The 17113-nt window shown below is 47.7% G+C and carries 15 protein-coding genes and 1 riboswitch; of the genes, 9 read left to right on the top strand and 6 right to left on the bottom strand.

Annotation, left to right across the window (positions count from 1 at the left end; translation table 11 throughout):
- Positions 1-56 precede the first annotated feature (56 nt).
- The 3 genes from B5066_RS07680 to B5066_RS07690 all read right to left on the bottom strand — a co-directional run bounded on the left by B5066_RS07680 (position 57) and on the right by B5066_RS07690 (position 3850).
- The gene (locus B5066_RS07680; protein ID WP_079475362.1) at positions 57-1301 is read right to left on the bottom strand and encodes a metal-dependent hydrolase family protein; all 1245 of its coding nucleotides are present in this window, start codon (positions 1299-1301) and stop codon (positions 57-59) included.
- An 18-nt stretch (positions 1302-1319) separates the two neighbouring features.
- Positions 1320-2486: a hypothetical protein gene (locus B5066_RS07685; protein WP_079475363.1), complete on the bottom strand. Its 1167-nt coding sequence runs from the start codon at positions 2484-2486 to the stop codon at positions 1320-1322.
- A gap of 239 nt (positions 2487-2725) precedes the next feature.
- Positions 2726-3850, bottom strand: a complete 1125-nt coding sequence (locus B5066_RS07690; RefSeq protein ID WP_079475364.1) for an NADH-dependent flavin oxidoreductase — start codon at positions 3848-3850, stop codon at positions 2726-2728.
- 213 nt (positions 3851-4063) lie between these two features.
- Between B5066_RS07690 and B5066_RS07695 the strand changes: the two genes are divergently transcribed.
- The 4 genes from B5066_RS07695 (at position 4064) to B5066_RS16675 (ending at position 6282) form a co-directional block, all read left to right on the top strand.
- Positions 4064-4327 carry a hypothetical protein gene (locus B5066_RS07695; RefSeq protein ID WP_079475365.1) on the top strand — a complete coding sequence of 88 codons (264 nt, stop codon included), beginning with the start codon at positions 4064-4066 and terminating at the stop codon, positions 4325-4327.
- A 248-nt stretch (positions 4328-4575) separates the two neighbouring features.
- The gene (locus tag B5066_RS07700) at positions 4576-4782 is read left to right on the top strand and encodes a hypothetical protein (protein WP_079475366.1); all 207 of its coding nucleotides are present in this window, start codon (positions 4576-4578) and stop codon (positions 4780-4782) included.
- Between the two features lie 655 nt (positions 4783-5437).
- Positions 5438-5953 (top strand): DoxX family protein, encoded by a 516-nt coding sequence (locus B5066_RS07705; protein ID WP_079475367.1) that lies wholly within the window; start codon positions 5438-5440, stop codon positions 5951-5953.
- A gap of 182 nt (positions 5954-6135) precedes the next feature.
- Positions 6136-6282, top strand: coding sequence for a hypothetical protein (locus B5066_RS16675; RefSeq protein WP_158219098.1), 147 nt, complete (start codon positions 6136-6138; stop codon positions 6280-6282).
- A gap of 66 nt (positions 6283-6348) precedes the next feature.
- Here the strand turns inward: B5066_RS16675 and B5066_RS07710 are convergent, their stop codons facing one another.
- Positions 6349-6666, bottom strand: coding sequence for a DUF3243 family protein (locus B5066_RS07710; protein ID WP_079475368.1), 318 nt, complete (start codon positions 6664-6666; stop codon positions 6349-6351).
- 231 nt (positions 6667-6897) lie between these two features.
- Positions 6898-7004: riboswitch (guanidine-I (ykkC/yxkD leader) on the top strand.
- Positions 7005-7066: 62 nt separating this feature from the next.
- Here B5066_RS07710 and B5066_RS07715 point away from each other — a divergent pair.
- The 5 genes from B5066_RS07715 to B5066_RS07735 are packed head-to-tail and all read left to right on the top strand — an operon-like array spanning position 7067 to position 15336.
- On the top strand, positions 7067-7771 hold the full coding sequence (locus B5066_RS07715; protein ID WP_079476978.1) for an urea amidolyase associated protein UAAP1: 705 nt from the start codon (positions 7067-7069) through the stop codon (positions 7769-7771).
- 19 nt (positions 7772-7790) lie between these two features.
- Positions 7791-8435: an urea amidolyase associated protein UAAP2 gene (locus B5066_RS07720; RefSeq protein WP_371862261.1), complete on the top strand. Its 645-nt coding sequence runs from the start codon at positions 7791-7793 to the stop codon at positions 8433-8435.
- Between the two features lie 23 nt (positions 8436-8458).
- Complete coding sequence (gene uca / locus B5066_RS07725) at positions 8459-12091, top strand: urea carboxylase (RefSeq protein ID WP_079475370.1); 3633 nt, start codon at positions 8459-8461, stop codon at positions 12089-12091.
- The gene (gene atzF, locus B5066_RS07730; protein WP_079475371.1) at positions 12088-13827 is read left to right on the top strand and encodes an allophanate hydrolase; all 1740 of its coding nucleotides are present in this window, start codon (positions 12088-12090) and stop codon (positions 13825-13827) included. Before uca ends, atzF begins: the two co-directional genes overlap by 4 nt.
- Positions 13828-13869: 42 nt before the next feature.
- Positions 13870-15336 (top strand): YjiH family protein, encoded by a 1467-nt coding sequence (locus B5066_RS07735; protein WP_143745411.1) that lies wholly within the window; start codon positions 13870-13872, stop codon positions 15334-15336.
- A 46-nt stretch (positions 15337-15382) separates the two neighbouring features.
- On the opposite strand, the gene B5066_RS07740 is transcribed toward B5066_RS07735, so the two are convergent.
- Entirely contained in the window at positions 15383-16132 is a 750-nt protein-coding gene (locus B5066_RS07740; RefSeq protein WP_079475372.1) for a GNAT family N-acetyltransferase, read from the bottom strand.
- Between the two features lie 263 nt (positions 16133-16395).
- Positions 16396-17022: a uracil-DNA glycosylase gene (locus tag B5066_RS07745; RefSeq protein ID WP_079475373.1), complete on the bottom strand. Its 627-nt coding sequence runs from the start codon at positions 17020-17022 to the stop codon at positions 16396-16398.
- Positions 17023-17113: the final 91 nt, after the last annotated feature.

A 17113-nucleotide genomic window follows, 5' to 3' on the forward strand; every position in this document is an offset into this window, starting at 1 on the left:
TTAACATCGCTTTGAATTTAAAAAAGGCGCCCACAGTGGTGGACGCTATTAACAAATTATAAGGTTGATTTATAAACTTTTCCTTCTTTCATGACGAATAGAATATTTTTTTCGTTTTCTAATAAGCGAATGTCTTCCAGAGGGTTTTTATCAACAATTACAAGGTCAGCCCATTTCCCTTCTTCCACTGTGCCGGTATATTCTCCCCATCCAAGACACTCAGCGGCTGTTTTTGTTGTAGCGATAAGGGCATCCATAGGGGACATGCCAATATCGCACATTAATCCCAATTCGCGCAAATTCGTCCCGTGCTTCATAACGCCGGCATCTGTGCCCATGGCTATAGTTACTCCAGCTTCATAAGCTCTTTTAATACTTTCTCTGTGATGTTCAATAACTTCCCGTGATTTTTCCATCGCATATTCACTCATATTACCTTCATTTTCTCCATCCTCTAAAACAGCTACAGGTGCCAGCAGTGTCGGGACCAGGTAGGTACCATTCTTGATCATTAGTTCGATGGCTTCGTCATCTAAGAAAATCCCATGCTCAATGGAATGAATACCTGCTCTAATAGCATTTTTAATTCCCTCACTTCCTTGCGCATGAGCCATAACCTTTTTACCTTTACGGAAGCTGGCTTCTTCCACCATTACTTCCAGTTCTTCCTGGGTGAATTGAGTGAATTCTGGGTGATCAGTAGGACTGGTTACACCCCCCGTAGCATGTACTTTAATAACATCTGCCCCAGCCCGCAGCATTTTTCGTACCGTTTTTCTTACTTCTTCTGTTCCGTCGCAAACGCCATTTGGCATGCCCGGATGATCAACTCCGGTGAGATAGGCGTCCACCCCTGATCTCATCCAATGATCGCCGTGGCCGCCGGTAATCGTAAGTGGATTAATGCTAATTTGCATTCGGGGCCCCTTAACAAGTTCATCATTAACAGCCTGCTTTAATCCTGCGTCTGCAAAACCTGCGTCTCGCACCGAGGTGATCCCCGTTTGAATGGTCCTTTCTAAGTAATGAACACTTTCATAAAAGCGATATGAAAAAGGAGTGGTGAGCGTTTTTTGCATGCTTTTCATTTCAAGCATCATATGTACATGAGTGTCTATAAACCCGGGTAGTACATATTTTCCTTCTGCATCGATCACTGAGGTATTATCCGCTGCTTTTAACTCTGCCTCTGGCCCAATAGCTTGAATTTTGTCATCCTGTATTAATACTGAAGCGTTTGTAATAGGGTCATTACCTTTCCCATCAATTAATGTGCCATTTTTGATTAACGTATTTTCCATTTTTATTCTTCCTTTCGATTAATTGAGTGTACCGACTAGAATACTTGCGATAATAATAGAGCCAATGCTGACTGAGGTGAAACCACCTATCAGCATAGGGGCCACCAGCTCATCCATAATTCTTTTCCGTTCAATTTCCGTACGTCCAACACTCCTGCTTACTTCTTCTACGATTAAGTAGTCTCCAGGAAATCCATACATCGCAGTTAGTGCTACTGGAATTGATTTAGTTGGGTGCCATCCGAGCCATTTGCCCCCAAGCCAGCCTCCTAATGTCAGCCCCACTGTACCTAAAGCCATAATTACTAATGCGGGGACCAAAGATGCGATAATTTGTTCAAAAGTAATGCCAACGAGGCTTCCAATAACGACAAATATTAATGCAATCATAGTGATACCTGAACTATTAGCTTTATCCAGGGCATGGTCTGGATAAATTCGGAGTGCTGCTCCAGCAATACCGATCAAAAGACCCCAAATACTACTATTGATAAATCCAGTGATACTGCCAAGAAAAGTGGCGAGAGAACCACCAATTAGCAGAAGAAATAATAGAAAAAAACTGCTTTGCATCAATCTGTCGGGGAAGAGTAATGGAGATGCGGTTTGTTCATCGTGCTGAACGGTAGCTGCTGTTTCCGTATCTGCTGGGTTTTCACCTCGAATCAACAAAGCATATTTTCTTAATAAAATAGCCGTTAAAGGCATGCCTACAAGGTTTTGGAGGGCAAAGATAACGACAGGTATAGCTGCTAAAGAGGTCAATCCTGCCTCAGTAAGCCCGTCGCGAGTAATGATATAAGCAAAAATACCTCCTGAAATCGGTCCAGCACCTGCTACTGCACTATTATAGTTAAATAGGAAAGAGACGATCAGCAAAATGATACTGACTGAAATAGCCACTCCTACTAAAGCAGTCAACACCGCTTTATACTGCGCAAAAAGAACTTTTAGAGGGATCATTGTGCCTAAATGCACTAAAAGTACTGGAACCAGCATACTTCCAAAAGCAGTGAAAACAGAAGATTCCACTAAGCTCTCAGGAATAATACCAGTTTGAAATAATACGAGCATACCGAAGACCACGACCAAAAGCGTTGGAACTTTTGCTCTAGTGGAAATCGAGCACAGCTCTCCTAAAGCTATGATAGCAACGATGATAAGTGCAGCGTAAATTGGTTCCACTCATTTCCCTCCCTGTTTCAGCCCAACAAAATTTTCTCAGTATTTTTAGAGAATTGAAACTAGAATAGCAAAAAATTTATCTTAAAAGAAGGAAAAAGCAAAATATTCAAATATCTTACTTATTAAAATAAGGTTTCGGGAAGTAGAAAATCACCTCCGGCATGGACGTTTTAACGTCATACCGGAGGCGTTTTTGCTTCTCCTTCAGCTCGGTTGCATCGTGAGCTGGCGCAAAGATATCAGCCGTCGTTTCTCGGCAGTGGATAAAATCCGTTATAAAGCTGCTGCCATAGCGGCTCTGGAACATGATATTTCGTCGGCTCGTCTGGATCAAAGGTGGCATTGATCTCGTGCTCGCGACCCTCCTGAATTTTTCGCACAAACTGATAATCGAGCAGCAGCTCCCGTCCGAGGCAGACCAATTCCGTGCCCGTCTCCAGAGCACTCAAGGCATCATCTGCCGTGAAAATGGAGCCGATGCCGACTAGCGGAGCACGGCCGTCAATCCAATCATGGATCAGTTGAATCCGTTTCTGTCCATAATACGGACCTTCCCGCGTTTTGGAATGAATATCCATCAGGGACACATGGAAATAATCCAGCGGCTGATCAGCCAGCTTATCAATCAATTCCTTCGTCAACTCCATCGTAATCCCTGGAGATTCGGCTTCTTCCGGGGAAAATCGGTATCCTACAATAAAATCGTCGCCGCCATATTCTCTGGCTGCGGCGGTTACCTTCTCAACAACGGCCAGTGGAAACTTGAATGGGTCGGCCCACTCGTCATCCCGGCGATTATAGTACGGAGACACAAACTGTTGAATGAGATAGTGGTTGGCCCCGTGAATTTCCACGCCGTCAAAGCCTGCCTGGGCCGCACGTCTCGTCGCTTCCCCGAACGCCCGAATTGTTTCTTCGATTTCTTCTTTTGTAATAGGACGAGCCTGGTGCTTTTGTGGCTCGCCAAAGCTTGCCAGTTCAATTTCACTTGGCGCGGCTACATCGCCCCCGGGAGTCAATTTAGGCAGAGACTGGGCTCCGCCGTGGTGAATCTGGGCGACGGCTTTTGCCCCGTTCTTTTTCATGACAGCAGCTTGCTGGCGCAGGCCTTCGATATCCGAGTCTCTGGCGATGGACGGCTGTCCGGGGAACGCTTTCCCTAAAGCTGTCACATTGCTTGCTGCCGTAATAGCCAGGCCGACATCCTCCGATCGTTTTTCAATATATGGAAGTTCGCGGTCAGATATAGTGCCATCCTCATTGGAGGAAACATGGGTTAACGGCGCTAACACAAAGCGATTTCTCAATATTGTACCATTCGGTAATGTTAATGGTTGAAATAGTGGGGTATATTTTTCATTCATTGCATAAGCCCTCCTTCTGCCAACAAACTATAGCACGATCCAAAAGGTCTTCGCGAAAATGTTGCTTAGCGTTATACAGTTAAAATTTTCAACAGAGGGAGTAAAGAGAATGATATTACTTTTTATACGAACGAATACATGTAAAGTTGAACCTAAGGGTATACCAATAAAGGAAATATTTGTTATTAATCAGGGGTGAAAGGAAGAATGGTAATGAAAACTCAGCAAACAACGTTATCGAAATCAAAGCTATATTCATTAGCAGCCTCGGGGGTGCTGCTGATGGCCGCCGTGCTTGTTATGCTTGCCCTGGACTACACCCGCGTTGGGCTGCTTCTCCTTTTTTACGGAGTAGGAGTTCAGCTCATTGCCCGTGCAGTGCTGGAATGGACCGATGGGGTTCCCACATTTTATTGGCGGTTACTGTTGGGAGCAGGAATTATCATCCTAATAAGTTCGTTTCATCTGATATCATAACTGAAAGGTTAGGCATGAGAGCGGCTGAGAAGGCTGTAAGTTATGAGCGGTGCAGGTATCGTTATATGGATACTGACCATCTTTTTTCAGCTAATGGATCAACGGAGTGAAAAACTTAATAAATGAACAGGCGTTTTGGCACCAGTGGACCGGGCGCACTGAAAATGGTGTAGGACTGGGGCTGTTCCCTGGAATTATGATTTGGTTTCCTGGACATTTCCTGTAAAAAACTAATTGAGGAGGGAACTATGAAAGATAGAGAGACGATGAAAAAAGTAATGAAGCGTGTAGTAGGAAGTATTTTTATTATTCTTACGATCGTGTTTATAGCAGTAGGTATTAGAAATGGTGAATGGTATATCCTGGGTTATATTGTTAATCTAATTATTTTTCCAGCGGCTGCATCGGTATGTATTACTTCTTCTTTCCGCCAAGGCCATGAATTTTATTGCTAAATAAAAGCCTAAGAGGAAGGTCTCTGATAACGGTTTGATATACTTCACTGAAGTCAGTAAAAGATTGAAAGAACTTTAGACTATCCTGACTGCTTATTACTTATTTCAAAGTCTTTCGCCCTTAGTGCATATAACGTTTACATGAGGTATATGCCATGATAAGATAAGCATATAAAAGTTCTCTATCATTTTTTCACCAAAAGGAAGAGCCTGGATGCTGGTGACATCCAGGCTCTTTTTGTTGCTTTCATCGCCTGTTCCTGCATTTCTTACGTATTAGCTTTAGCAACATATCAGCAAATACGATTCCTAACACGGTAGATGCGAAAGGAAAAAGAAAGTGCGTTAATAAAAGTTCTGCTACTATTTTTTCACCTCCCTTCTGACACATTTCGCCAGAAGGTGAACAGGCGATAAATCCTATTATACCAAAGCCTAAGCCCTAAAAGAAATCATAGTATATTATGCTTTTGAATAGTGGAAGACGCCACAAGCGAACGTTTGAAATTTATTTTCTTTTTTATTTTTGAAGACTTCTCTTTAACGTTTATGAATACTTTGTGTCCATTCATGTGAAAATATTCACAATAATTTAAAATGCGGTATACTAAAGATAAGAAATATGTGAATAGATTCACAAAAAGGAGGGGTCAAAATGATTATTCGTTTCTTGAAGGAGTCGACGATTGCGGCGGTAGTGTTTCTGCTGGCTCGTATGTACTTAGGTTGGGCATGGCTCACCTCAGGACTGGGAAAAATTACAGAAGGCTTCAACCCCGGCGGGTTTCTGCAGGGAGCTGTCGCTGAACCGGTTATGCAGGGCGGGGAAACGGCAGCAGCTTATCCCTGGTACACTGCTTTCCTGGAAAACGTCGCTATTCCAAATGCCGGACTGTTTGGTTTTCTCGTCATGTGGGGGGAAGTACTGGTAGGTGCCGGCTTAATTGTTGGCTTGTTTACCACCACTGCCGCCTTCTTCGGAGGAACGATGAACATGGCATTTCTGCTGGCAGGTACAGTGTCGACTAATCCGATCATGCTTATTCTTGCAATTCTCATCCTGGTTGGAAAAGGCAACGCCGGTAAAATCGGACTTGATCGCTTCGTTCCAGCTGTAACAGAAAAAATCGGCCGTAAACCAAAAGCGCATGAAACGCCCAAAGCCGCATAGTAGTAAATAAAAAGCCCTTACAGGAGGGCTTTTTGCTTGTACGAATATGTAATAATATCGAAATAATACGGAGAAACGTTTACGAAACAGGAGCGGTGGAAAGATATATGTTAGCAGTATTAAAGCAGAAATTATTTAATAATGTTTGATAGATAGCTGTGGTTGGAAGGGAGGCTGCATTCATGGAATTTATTATAGGTATTCTGCTGCTCATCGTATTCGTTTTCCTGGTTATTCGTATGGCCGGCTGTTTCTTTAAGTTTATCCTGCCGGTGGCCATAGTACTTGTGATTGCTTACTTTATTTATAACGCCATACAGGGCGGATGACAATGATTAAATGAAAATCCCGCTTTTCAGCACCCGCTGAAAAAGCGGGATTTTTTGTGCTTCTTTTTAGTCTTTGTTCGTTTGATCGACCATGCGGACAAGCGCTTTGGCAATAGCGTCTTTTTCATCTTTTTCGGCATTCTGCCAAAGCTCGTTTAATACTTTTTCTTCCCGGTTGCGAGGCTCTTCATGCTTGGAAAGGTGTTCGGCCACACGCTTGGTTGCTTTCGCCAGTCCTTTTTCTCCGAGACCAATGCTTTCGCCTTTTTTCACCTGGTCGCCCAGATAATTTTTAAATGTATTAAAGTTCTGCATGATCTGGTCTTTGTCTTCCTGGTCCAGCTTATCGACGTACTGTTCTGCTTTTTTTGGATCTTCCGCCATTAGTATCTCTCCTTTAGATTGAGTAATAGTAAAGGGTTTCCTTTTTCAAAGATAAAGTAAACAAAAATGAAAAAAGATAAGTCATAATTCACAGGTGAAAGATGCAATTAAAAATAAATCTGAAAATTAATATGTTAGATAAGCTTACGTGAAGATTGTTTTCTGCTGGAATGTTGATTAGACTACAAATCAACAGCAAAAACAGTATATAGGTTTCCGCCAGCTGGAAACGCTAATGCTTTCTAGGGTTCCGCTTCTTGAAAAAGAAGGGCAGGTCCGAGAGAAAGCGGTACAGGCATTGCTGCCTGTATACACGGAGGGACAAAAGCCCGGGAGAGTGAAAACTCTTCCGGGCTTTTTATTTATTTTAGGTGCTTATATTACTAAGGGAGGCTCCATGATGGAAAAAATAATTGAAGCAGGAAGCAAATGGTCGAATGTGTTGGCAAAGGGAAAAGCAGTCCGGTTTACCGCACTTGAAGACGGGGCTAACATTTCACTTCTGCTGTATAACGCCAAAAATACAACAGACCGTTACAATATGCCCGATTCGTTAAAAGCGCAGCACACATCGAAATTTACGAAAGGAAACATTCTGATGACTGATAACGGCCGTGCCATGGCAAGCATTATTGAAGACAGCTCCGGATGGCATGATCCTATCGGCGGTTATTCAACAAGAGCAGGGACCGACAGCCGGTACGGTGAAACCACGTTTCAAAAGCTGTTGAACGATTATTACCGGAGCGGTGAAGAAAACTTCGTCAAGGAGCTGATGCGTCACGGCTTAACAAAAAGAGACCTGGTGCCAAACATCAATTTATTTTCAAAGATCTATGCCGACGAAGCCGGCAGTATGCATTTTGATCCGGAGCATGCCAAAGCGGGGGACACGATAGTGATCCGTCTGGAAATGAACAGCTTAATGATCATCTCAAATACGCCAAACCCTCAGGATCCGGCAACAGACTTTCCGTCAGTACCGGTGAAAATGGAAGTATATGACGTGAAGGAAGCAGACGGGCAGGACTATTGCGTTAACTATCATCCGGAAAACAGACGGGCGTTCGAAAATACATGGGAATATCATTCATTACTAGTATGAAGGGGAGTTTAACATGAATATGCTAGCAAAGGTACAAAGTGAAAGAACCGCGGACACAGCCGTATATGAACAGCTGATTCCGGCCGGCGAAGGCTGGATCAAAGAACTGCAGCCCGGCCAAGTGTTCCGGATTGAAGACGTGGAGGGAAACGAAGCAGCTGATACACTCTTTTTTGATACGCAGCACCCGGAAGATCATTACAGTGCGATTAACACTATTAATGCACAAAACAATATTTATTTAACGACTGGTTCAGTACTAAAAGCCGAATCCGGAAAGGATTTACTTGAAATCACAGCCGACACGGTCGGGCGGCACGACACGCTTGGGGGAGCCTGCTCGTCTCAAAGCAACACGGTCCGCTACGCCCATGACCGGGAGTCGATGCACAACTGTCGTGACACCTTCATGTACCAGCTGGCCAAATATGGTCATGATTACAGTAAGCGCGACATAGCGCCGAATATCAATTTCTTCATGAATGTGCCGGTTACGCCGGAGGGCGGCCTGGATTTTGATGACGGAATTTCAGGGCCCGGCTGCTATGTGGAAATGACAGCCAATTGCGCAGTGACTGCACTCATAAGCAACTGCCCGCAGTTGAATAATCCGTGCAGCGGTTTTAATCCAACGCCACTTCGTGTACTCATCTGGGATAAATAGATTACTAAAAGGAGAGAGGCTGAATGTTTCAAAAGGTACTCATTGCAAATCGTGGAGCGATTGCTGTCAGAATTGAAAGAACATTAAAAAAATTAAATATTCCGTCTGTGGCTGTATACACGAAGGCGGATCGCGATAGTCTGCACGTGGCATACGCCGATGAAGCAGTAAATATCGGTGAAGGGGCACCGCAGGAGAGCTATCTGAATGAACAAAAGATCCTGGAAACAGCGCTTGAGAAAGGAGCAGATGCCATCCACCCGGGGTACGGCTTTTTGAGTGAAAATGCTGATTTTGCGCGTGAATGTGCGAAGCAGAACATTACGTTTATTGGCCCGGAGCCGGAGCAGATGGAGCTGTTCGGACTGAAGCACACGGCCCGTGCTGCTGCGAAAGAAGCGGGCGTCCCTCTGCTTCCGGGCACAGATCTGTTGGATAGCCGGGAGGAAGCGATGGCAGAGGCAGCGGGTATCGGCTACCCGGTCATTTTAAAAAGTACGGCCGGCGGTGGTGGCATCGGCATGCGGATCTGTGAAAATGAAGAGTCGCTTCATGAAGCGTATGAAAACGTCAAGCATTTGGCAGAGGCAAACTTTAACGATGGCGGTATGTTTCTGGAAAAATACATTCCAAGCGCCCGTCACATTGAAGTTCAGATCTTTGGCAATGAAAGCGGGGAGGTTGTCGCATTAGGGGAGCGGGACTGCTCGCTGCAGCGGAGAAATCAAAAAGTGGTGGAAGAAACGCCCGCCCCAAATATTACGGAGGAAACAAGAAAAGCGATGTGGCAGGCAGCCGAACGTCTTGCAGAAACCTCAGGATACAGAAGTGCCGGCACGGTCGAATTCTTATATGATCCGGACGAATGTACATTTTACTTTTTGGAAGTAAATACGCGGCTTCAGGTGGAGCACGGAGTAACAGAGGAAGTGCTCGGCATTGACCTGGTGGAATGGATGGTAAAAGAAGCGGCCGGCTGCTGGCAGAACCTCGCGGCGAAAGTGCCGGCATCGTCAGGCCACAGCATTCAGGCCCGGGTGTACGCTGAAGACTGCGGCCGCGATTTTCGCCCGAGCGCCGGCCATATCGACCACGTGTTGCTGTCGAATAACGCAAGAAATGAGACTTGGATTCAAAACGGCGTGGAGACGACGACGCTGTATGATCCGATGCTTGCCAAAATCATTGTGCACGCCGGCAGCCGGGAGACTGCGCTTGATAAGCTGTATGAGGCGCTTGGAGAAACCCGTTTTTACGGAGTCACCACAAACCGTCAGTACGTCCGTAGGCTTCTGCAGGATTCCCGTGTACGGGAAGGACATGTTTTCACCCGTCTGCTGAATGATTTTGACCCGGCGGAAAAAGCACTGGAGGTGCTGGACGGAGGGATCCAGACGACTGTGCAGGACGTGCCGGGAAGAACCGGTCACTGGGACGTCGGCGTTCCGCCCTGCGGCCCGATGGACCCTTTCGCTTTCAGGCTTGGCAATGCAATTCTGAACAATGCGGAAGACGCGAGCGGTCTGGAGCTGACCCTGCAGGGAGGGTCCTACATTTTCCGGGATGATCTCATGTTCTGTATCACTGGCAGTGACATGGGCGCTGCTCTTGAAGGAGAAGCCGTGGCCTTATACGAAACGGTGAAAGCAAAGAAAGGCCAGACACTGACGTTTGGAAAAACCACCGAAGGCATGAGAACCTACCTGCTGGTTGAAGGGGGATTTGATAAACCGAAGGTGCTCGGAAGTTCCTCCACGTTTACCCTTGGAGAATTTGGCGGCCATGCCGGAAGAGCTCTGCGCCCGGGAGACATCCTCGGTGTCCGCGGAAGTTCGGATAGCCAAAAGCAGCAGTCGCTTGCTGCGGATACGCGCCCGGAATTAAAGAGCGAGTGGACGATTGGCATGATCCCCGGCCCGCACTGCACGCCGGAATTTTTGCAGCCGGAATATTTGCAGCAGCTGGCAGAAGCAGAATGGGAAGTGCATTTTAACAGCTCCCGGACTGGGGTGCGCCTGATTGGATCTGCACCATCCTGGACCCGTGAAGACGGGGGAGAAGCAGGCCTGCACCCATCCAATATTCATGATAACGCTTATGCAGTTGGAACACTTGATTTGACAGGCGATATGCCAATTCTGCTCGGTCCGGACGGGCCAAGCCTGGGAGGTTTTGTCTGCCCGGTGACAACTGCTTCTGCAGAGTTTTGGAAAATCGGCCAGCTGCAGCCCGGGGACAAGGTGCATTTTCAGCTGCTGACGATTGAGCAAGCTAATGATCTTCGAAAAACGCAGGAGCGGCTGATCGAAAGTGTAAGAGCGGGACGGGAAACAGAAGCCATTACGCTGCCAAAGGAAAATGACGTGCTGGATCCGGATTACCCGTTACTCGTCAATGAACGACAGGGCCGCCGTTTTCCTATCACAGTCCGCATGAGCGGGGATGAGTATCTGCTAGTGGAATACGGCGAAATGGAACTGGATCTAAAGCTTCGTTTTCAGGTTCAGGTGCTCATGGAGGCGATCGAAAAAGAAGGCGTGCTCCCGGTTATTGAAATGACTCCAGGGGTGCGGTCTCTGCAGATTCATATTGATCCGCTGCAGATGACAGTCCAGGAGGCTTCGGATCATGTACTTCGCATTGATGAGAATCTTCCGCCGCTGGAGTCGATACAGGTGCCTTCCCGTATTGTAAAGCTGCCGCTCTCATGGAACGACCCGTCTGTGCAGCTTGCCACCGAACGTTACCAGCAAAACGTGCGGCCGGATGCTCCGTGGTGCCCGGATAATCTGGAATTTATCCGGCGAATCAATGGTCTGGAAAGTATTGACGACGTAAAACAGATAGTATTCGACGCAAATTACCTGGTGCTTGGCCTTGGCGATGTGTACCTCGGGGCGCCGCTTGCCACACCGACAGATCCGAGACACCGGCTTGTCACGACCAAATACAACCCGGCACGGACATGGACGCCGGAGAACGCTGTAGGCATAGGCGGAGCGTATATGTGCGTGTACGGCATGGAAGGGCCGGGAGGCTATCAGTTCGTCGGCCGGACGATTCAGATGTGGAACCGGCTGCAGGCAACGGAAAGTTTTGAACCTGGAAAACCGTGGCTGCTTCGCTTTTTTGACCAGATTCAGTATTACCCGGTTTCGCATGAAGAACTGACGGAACTGCGGGAGGATTTCCTGCGCGGCCGGTTTGAAGCAGACATTACAGAAACCACCTTCGATCTGGGCGAATACCTGGCATTTCAGGAATCGATTCAGGAAAGTGCCGCAGCGTTTAAAGAAAATCAGCAGGCAGCCTTTCAGGCAGAGCGTGAACGTTGGAAAGAGCAGGGCATTGCAGAGCATGTAGAGGATGACAACGGAAATGCCGGGGCGCCTGAAGAAGAGCTGCCTACAGATGAAACGGCTGTTCGCTGCTCCATGCCGGGAAGTGTATGGAAGGTCGAAGTGACGGAGGGACAGTACGTGAAAAAGGGCGACGTGCTGGTCATTGAAGAAAGTATGAAAATGGAATTTCCGCAGCAGGCTCCGGAAGAGGGTTATGTGGCTTCCATACATGTGGAGCCCGGAGATGAAGTGCAGGCCGGTCAGTTAATCGTCGGCCTGCGTGCAGAGAAAGAAAGCGGGGTGTCGGTTACATGACAGAGCATTTGACAGTGCAGGAGCTGTTAACGGCTTACCGAAGCAAAAGTATAGACCCCGGAGAAGTGGTAGACAGCATTCTCGAAAGGGCCGTGAAATATAAACACAAAAACATTTGGATCTACCCTCCTTCCAAGGAGCGGATCCAGCCGTATATTGACCGGCTGGCTGCGTTTTCGCCGGAGGAGCTGCCGCTGTGGGGCGTACCATTCGCCGTGAAGGACAATATCGACGTAGCGGGATGGCCGACGACGGCTGGGTGCGAAGCATACACCTACACCCCGGACAAGCACGCCTCCGTAGTGGAGCGTCTCGTCGACGCCGGCGCCATACCGGTTGGGAAAACGAACCTGGATCAGTTTGCAACAGGGCTCGTCGGTACGCGGAGCCCTTATGGAGAAACGCATAACGCACACAAGGATGAACTGATCAGCGGTGGGTCGAGTGCAGGCTCTGCCGTAGCGGTAGCGTGCGGTCTGTCTGCTTTTTCCCTCGGTACAGATACTGCAGGCTCCGGGCGGGTTCCGGCTGCGCTGCATGGACTGATCGGGTGGAAACCCTCGCTTGGTGCCTGGCCGATCAGCGGCGTCGTGCCGGCATGTGAAAGTCTGGATTGTGTGACAGTATTCACCTGGGAGATAAATGATATTCACCTGGTGGATCGGATAGCCCGGGGCATGGACCCAGGTGATCCCTGGTCGAAGCCGTTTAAAAGTTTACAAAAGCAAAAGCCGAAAAAATGGCTGCTGCCGGAAGAAGAACTGGAATTTTATGGGCCATATGAAGAGGAGTACCGGCAGGCATGGAAAAAAACAGTCGAGCAGCTTGAACAAGGGCCAGAGGAAGTGTCCTATGTGAATACGTCCATACTAAGTGAAGCGGCATCGGTGCTGTACGATGGCCCCTGGATTGCTGAACGCTGGGCGGCACTCGGCACATTTGTAGAAAAGCACCGCGACGACGTATTCCCGGTAACCGAAAAAGTACTTTCCAAAGGAGAGGGCAGAGCATACGGGGCGGCAGAGCTGTTTGAGACGATGCACCGGCTGCAGGAAATTAAGCACCACACCGGCCGGTGGCTCGAAAATAATGTGCTCGTGCTTCCGACATGCGGAGGAACGTGGACAAGAGAAGAGGTCCAAAAAGACCCGGTACAGACAAACAGCGATATGGGCAAATATACGAATCACTGCAATTTGCTTGATATGAGTGCAATCGCGCTGCCAGCCGGGCAAGCAGCACCAGAGGTGCCTTTTGGCGTAACGCTGTTCAGCCGTTCAGATGCCGAAAACCTGCTAATGGGGGCAGCAGAAAGCTGGCAGCGGAAAGAGCTTTCTCTGCCGGAAGAACCAGCCGAAAAGCTGATCGCCGTATGCGGGCTTCACATGAGAGGTTTTCCACTTGAAAAACAGATGACCGAACATCGTGCTGAATTCGTGGAAGAAGCATCGACGGCTCCGGAATATAAACTGATACGCCTAAACAGCGAACCGGCCAAGCCCGGCTTAATACGGGAAGAGGCGGGAGAAGAAATCGACGTTGAACTATGGCAGATGCCAATCGAAGAGATAGGAAAGTTTGCCGCAAAGATTCCTGCTCCGTTAGGAATCGGCACGATCAAGCTAAACGATGGACGCGACGTGATGGGGTTTATTTGCGAAAGCAGTGCTAAAGGAGAAGACATCAGCTCCTTTAAAGGATGGAAAAGCGCAGAGGCGGCCAAATCAACGATGTAAAAAGCTAATCAGGTAAAATGTTTCGCAGGAAGGAGTATGTAAATGAAGAATATAGCTGACGAGGATTTGGACCATATGGAAAAAAATCCTGGAGACACAGCACCGCTCGAGGGGAAGGAACTGGATAAACAGAAAATCAGCCGGGGACAGCTGAGAAAAGGATTGATCAAATCATTTCTGCTGACCTCCATTGCTGTAATTGTTTTCTTTGTTCCGGTAGTAGTGGACGGGGAAACTGATGTCGTTTTTGGCTACTTGTATAACTTTCTTTTGAACCTTTCTGTGCCTTTTAGTTTGTGGCTTTTTACGGTAATGGTACTCGCTAATGCCGTCATGAGTATATACGTGAAGTTGTTTCCGGAAAGAAGCGGGCGACTGTTAAACTATTACGGGGGAGACACGGGCGTACACATTTTCTTTTACGTGCTGGGTGCAGTCTTTATGTCAGTCTACGCTCTTCACGACAGCTTGGCTGGATTCACCGGTCCGGAATGGATGGTCGGTCCGGATACAGGCGGCACGATTATCCCTTCGATTGTGCTTACCGTTGGCTGGATCATTCCGCTGGCCGCTGTGTTTATGCCGCTGCTTTTAAATTACGGAGCACTTGATTTTATCGGGTCGATACTGGAGCCGGTTATGCGTCCGTTGTTTAAAGTGCCCGGTAAAAGCACAATCGATGCTATTTCTTCGTTTGTCAGTGCTTCGTCTGTAGCTATTTTGATTACAAGCAGTTTGTATCGCATGAATGTTTACACAAAACGCGAAGCCGTGGCTATTGCTACAAGCTTTAGTGCAGTCAGTGTCGGATTTGCCGTGCTGGTCATTAACACAGCAGGACTGAGTCAGGATTTTCTGCAGGTATATTTTTCCGGTATGCTGATTGCGTTTATTATTTCTTTCTTTATGATTCGGATTCCACCTCTGTCGAAGCAGCCAGACGTTTATTTTGACGGACGGGAGCAGACAGAAGAAGAAAGACAAGGGGAGACAAAGTTTGAGCTTGGCATTGTTCCTCGTGGCTTCCAGCGTGCGGCCAAAAGAGCTGAAACAGCCCGGCCGCTTGGCTCAGAAGTGAAGGCGAGTGTGGCGGGGGCACTCGGTGTGCTTCCGCGGGTAGTGGCAATGCTTGCTTCTATTGGTATTACCGGCCTGATTGTCGCTGAGTATACTCCGTTGTTTAACTGGCTGGGCATGCCATTCATCCCGCTTTTAAATATTCTCGGCGTGCCTAATGCGGCAATGATCGCACCATCGATCCCCGTAGGTATTGCCGAAATGTTTCTGCCGGTTCTTTTGATTGCAGGAGATTTAGCAGCACTTGAAGCAGGAGCGGTTTATTTTGTAACGACGCTCTCGTTAGTACAAATTGTGTTCTTTTCTGAATCGATTGTTGTTATTAAAGCAACGAGAATGCCAGTAAAGCTCTGGGAATTGGTTGTATGTTTTTTTCAGCGTACCTTAATCGCCATTCCCATTATTGCTTTGTTTATGCATATGATGTACTGATTAAAAAAAGACGCCTTTCGCGGGCGTCTTTTGCATAGGACCGTATTTATTGGAAAATAGCGGTGTACTGAAAGCCAAGGCGCTCATAGTTCTGTTTCCGGTACATATCGCGCGGTGTATCTTCCTGGTCTGCCACGAGAAAGACTGCCTTATCGGGGAACAGATTCATGGTGAATTGCTGCAGGGCATGGCCAATGCCTTTGCGCTGCAAATCATCATGGACGAACAGATTATCCATTTCCACAGCGTGACCGCTGGCAATCAGTTCAACAAAGCCGGCAGGGCGGCCGTGGTAATAAGCGATCAGTTGAATAAATGAAGCGTCATAAAACTGCTGCTCGAGCATTTGTTGTTTTTGGGCAGCGTATGCTTCTCCGAAAGGAAGGTCCTGTTCAAGCTGCATAGCGAGAAAAGCGGGAAGGCTCTCCACATCAACGCGCTGGATGCTGCATCCCTCAGGTAGCGCCTGACGGGGAAATTCAGCCGGCTGGATGGCATACAGCTCCATAACGCTCACATCGTAGAGGGAGCTGTGCAGGTACTGGTTTAACGCCTGCGGGAGTTCTGTATTTGGCGGAAAATGAAATTTTAAGTGATTTTGGCCGCGGGCTCTGTGAAAGTCGCGTAGACGGGCTTCGATTTTCTGAAAGTAATCAGTCGTCGGCATTTGTTTAAAGGAGATAAAATTGCTGTCGAAATGATGCTTCCATTCTAAAGAATGGTAGTGGCGAAACTCATTGCGGTCCTCGATGAGCCGTCCCGGGGTATGGACATGGTGAAACGTAATAGGAAGCACTGGTATCAGGCCTTTCAGTAATATAATAAAGAAAAGATACTATTTTACGAGAGCTGTTACGGTAATTATTGTACTTTTGTCCTTGGCAAAATTCCAGTCGGTAAATGTACCTTCCACAAGTTTCCCTCCATGAATAATTTTTTTCGAGCTCGCGCTCTGCTTTTGCTGCTTATTTCCCCGAATTCCCGTTCGTTTTGTTCGTTGATATGTCATAAATGGAATTTACTTTATGGTTATTTTTTAATATATATCATAAAGGGGACTTACGAGCGCGCGGAAAGGAGGCGGGCGAGATCATGGAAGTGCCGGCGTATGATGGTTTCGAGCGAACGGTTATACAGGCTTGCTGCTGGATGGTACAACGGAAAAATCAGGTATCTCTCCCGGCTCCATCTATACTTTTCTGAAGAGATGTCGACCTCCCGTACAGGGGAAGTGAAGTGCCCGCCAGCAATTTCCGGCATACGCGGAGAACGTCCAAGAAGCCGCCAGTACGGGGTGCGTCCCATTGGACAAAGAATCTTAGGCGCAGCCGAGCGTATCTCCTCATCAAGAAGCGGGGCATGAGCCATAATTTCCTTGCGGTTCGGCGTGCGGTTATATTTGCGCGGTTTACCTGCCGGGGTGTGCCCCCAGCGGTACGGACGGCTTTTGATCGTCCGGGTCACGTAGATGTCTTCCACGGGATACGGAAGAAGCTCCAGGTAGGATAGAAACTGCCTGCCGGCTCGCCCATCGTAAGGACCGCCGCCCGTAATTTCTGTTTCTCCCGGTGCTTCCCCGATCATCATTACAATAGGATCATGCGGGTTTGGACCGTCGAGAAAGCCTTCACACCGGTGGCCGTCCATTCTTTTTTTTGCCTCTGTGACTGCAGCTTCTGGCAGCATGTGCTTTCCCTCCTGTGTACGTCCTGACTTTTCTATACCCGGGCGCGAAATATTCTATACTTGTGATAGGATAGATGAAGGAGGTGGGGCG

It is taken from the genome of Marinococcus halophilus, from assembly GCF_900166605.1.
GTDB lineage: Bacteria > Bacillota > Bacilli > Bacillales > Marinococcaceae > Marinococcus > Marinococcus halophilus.

What these genes read in the sequence shown, in the direction of transcription:
- B5066_RS07680 (WP_079475362.1), bottom strand. Translation starts at nt 1,301, where the DNA reads ATGGAAAATACGTTAATCAAAAATGGCACATTAATTGATGGGAAAGGT.
- B5066_RS07690 (WP_079475364.1), bottom strand. Translation starts at nt 3,850, where the DNA reads ATGAATGAAAAATATACCCCACTATTTCAACCATTAACATTACCGAAT.
- B5066_RS07695 (WP_079475365.1), top strand. Translation starts at nt 4,064, where the DNA reads ATGAAAACTCAGCAAACAACGTTATCGAAATCAAAGCTATATTCATTA.
- B5066_RS07700 (WP_079475366.1), top strand. Translation starts at nt 4,576, where the DNA reads ATGAAAGATAGAGAGACGATGAAAAAAGTAATGAAGCGTGTAGTAGGA.
- B5066_RS07705 (WP_079475367.1), top strand. Translation starts at nt 5,438, where the DNA reads ATGATTATTCGTTTCTTGAAGGAGTCGACGATTGCGGCGGTAGTGTTT.
- B5066_RS16675 (WP_158219098.1), top strand. Translation starts at nt 6,136, where the DNA reads ATGGAATTTATTATAGGTATTCTGCTGCTCATCGTATTCGTTTTCCTG.
- B5066_RS07710 (WP_079475368.1), bottom strand. Translation starts at nt 6,666, where the DNA reads ATGGCGGAAGATCCAAAAAAAGCAGAACAGTACGTCGATAAGCTGGAC.
- B5066_RS07715 (WP_079476978.1), top strand. Translation starts at nt 7,067, where the DNA reads ATGGAAAAAATAATTGAAGCAGGAAGCAAATGGTCGAATGTGTTGGCA.
- B5066_RS07720 (WP_371862261.1), top strand. Translation starts at nt 7,791, where the DNA reads ATGCTAGCAAAGGTACAAAGTGAAAGAACCGCGGACACAGCCGTATAT.
- uca (WP_079475370.1), top strand. Translation starts at nt 8,459, where the DNA reads ATGTTTCAAAAGGTACTCATTGCAAATCGTGGAGCGATTGCTGTCAGA.
- atzF (WP_079475371.1), top strand. Translation starts at nt 12,088, where the DNA reads ATGACAGAGCATTTGACAGTGCAGGAGCTGTTAACGGCTTACCGAAGC.
- B5066_RS07735 (WP_143745411.1), top strand. Translation starts at nt 13,870, where the DNA reads ATGAAGAATATAGCTGACGAGGATTTGGACCATATGGAAAAAAATCCT.
- B5066_RS07745 (WP_079475373.1), bottom strand. Translation starts at nt 17,022, where the DNA reads ATGCTGCCAGAAGCTGCAGTCACAGAGGCAAAAAAAAGAATGGACGGC.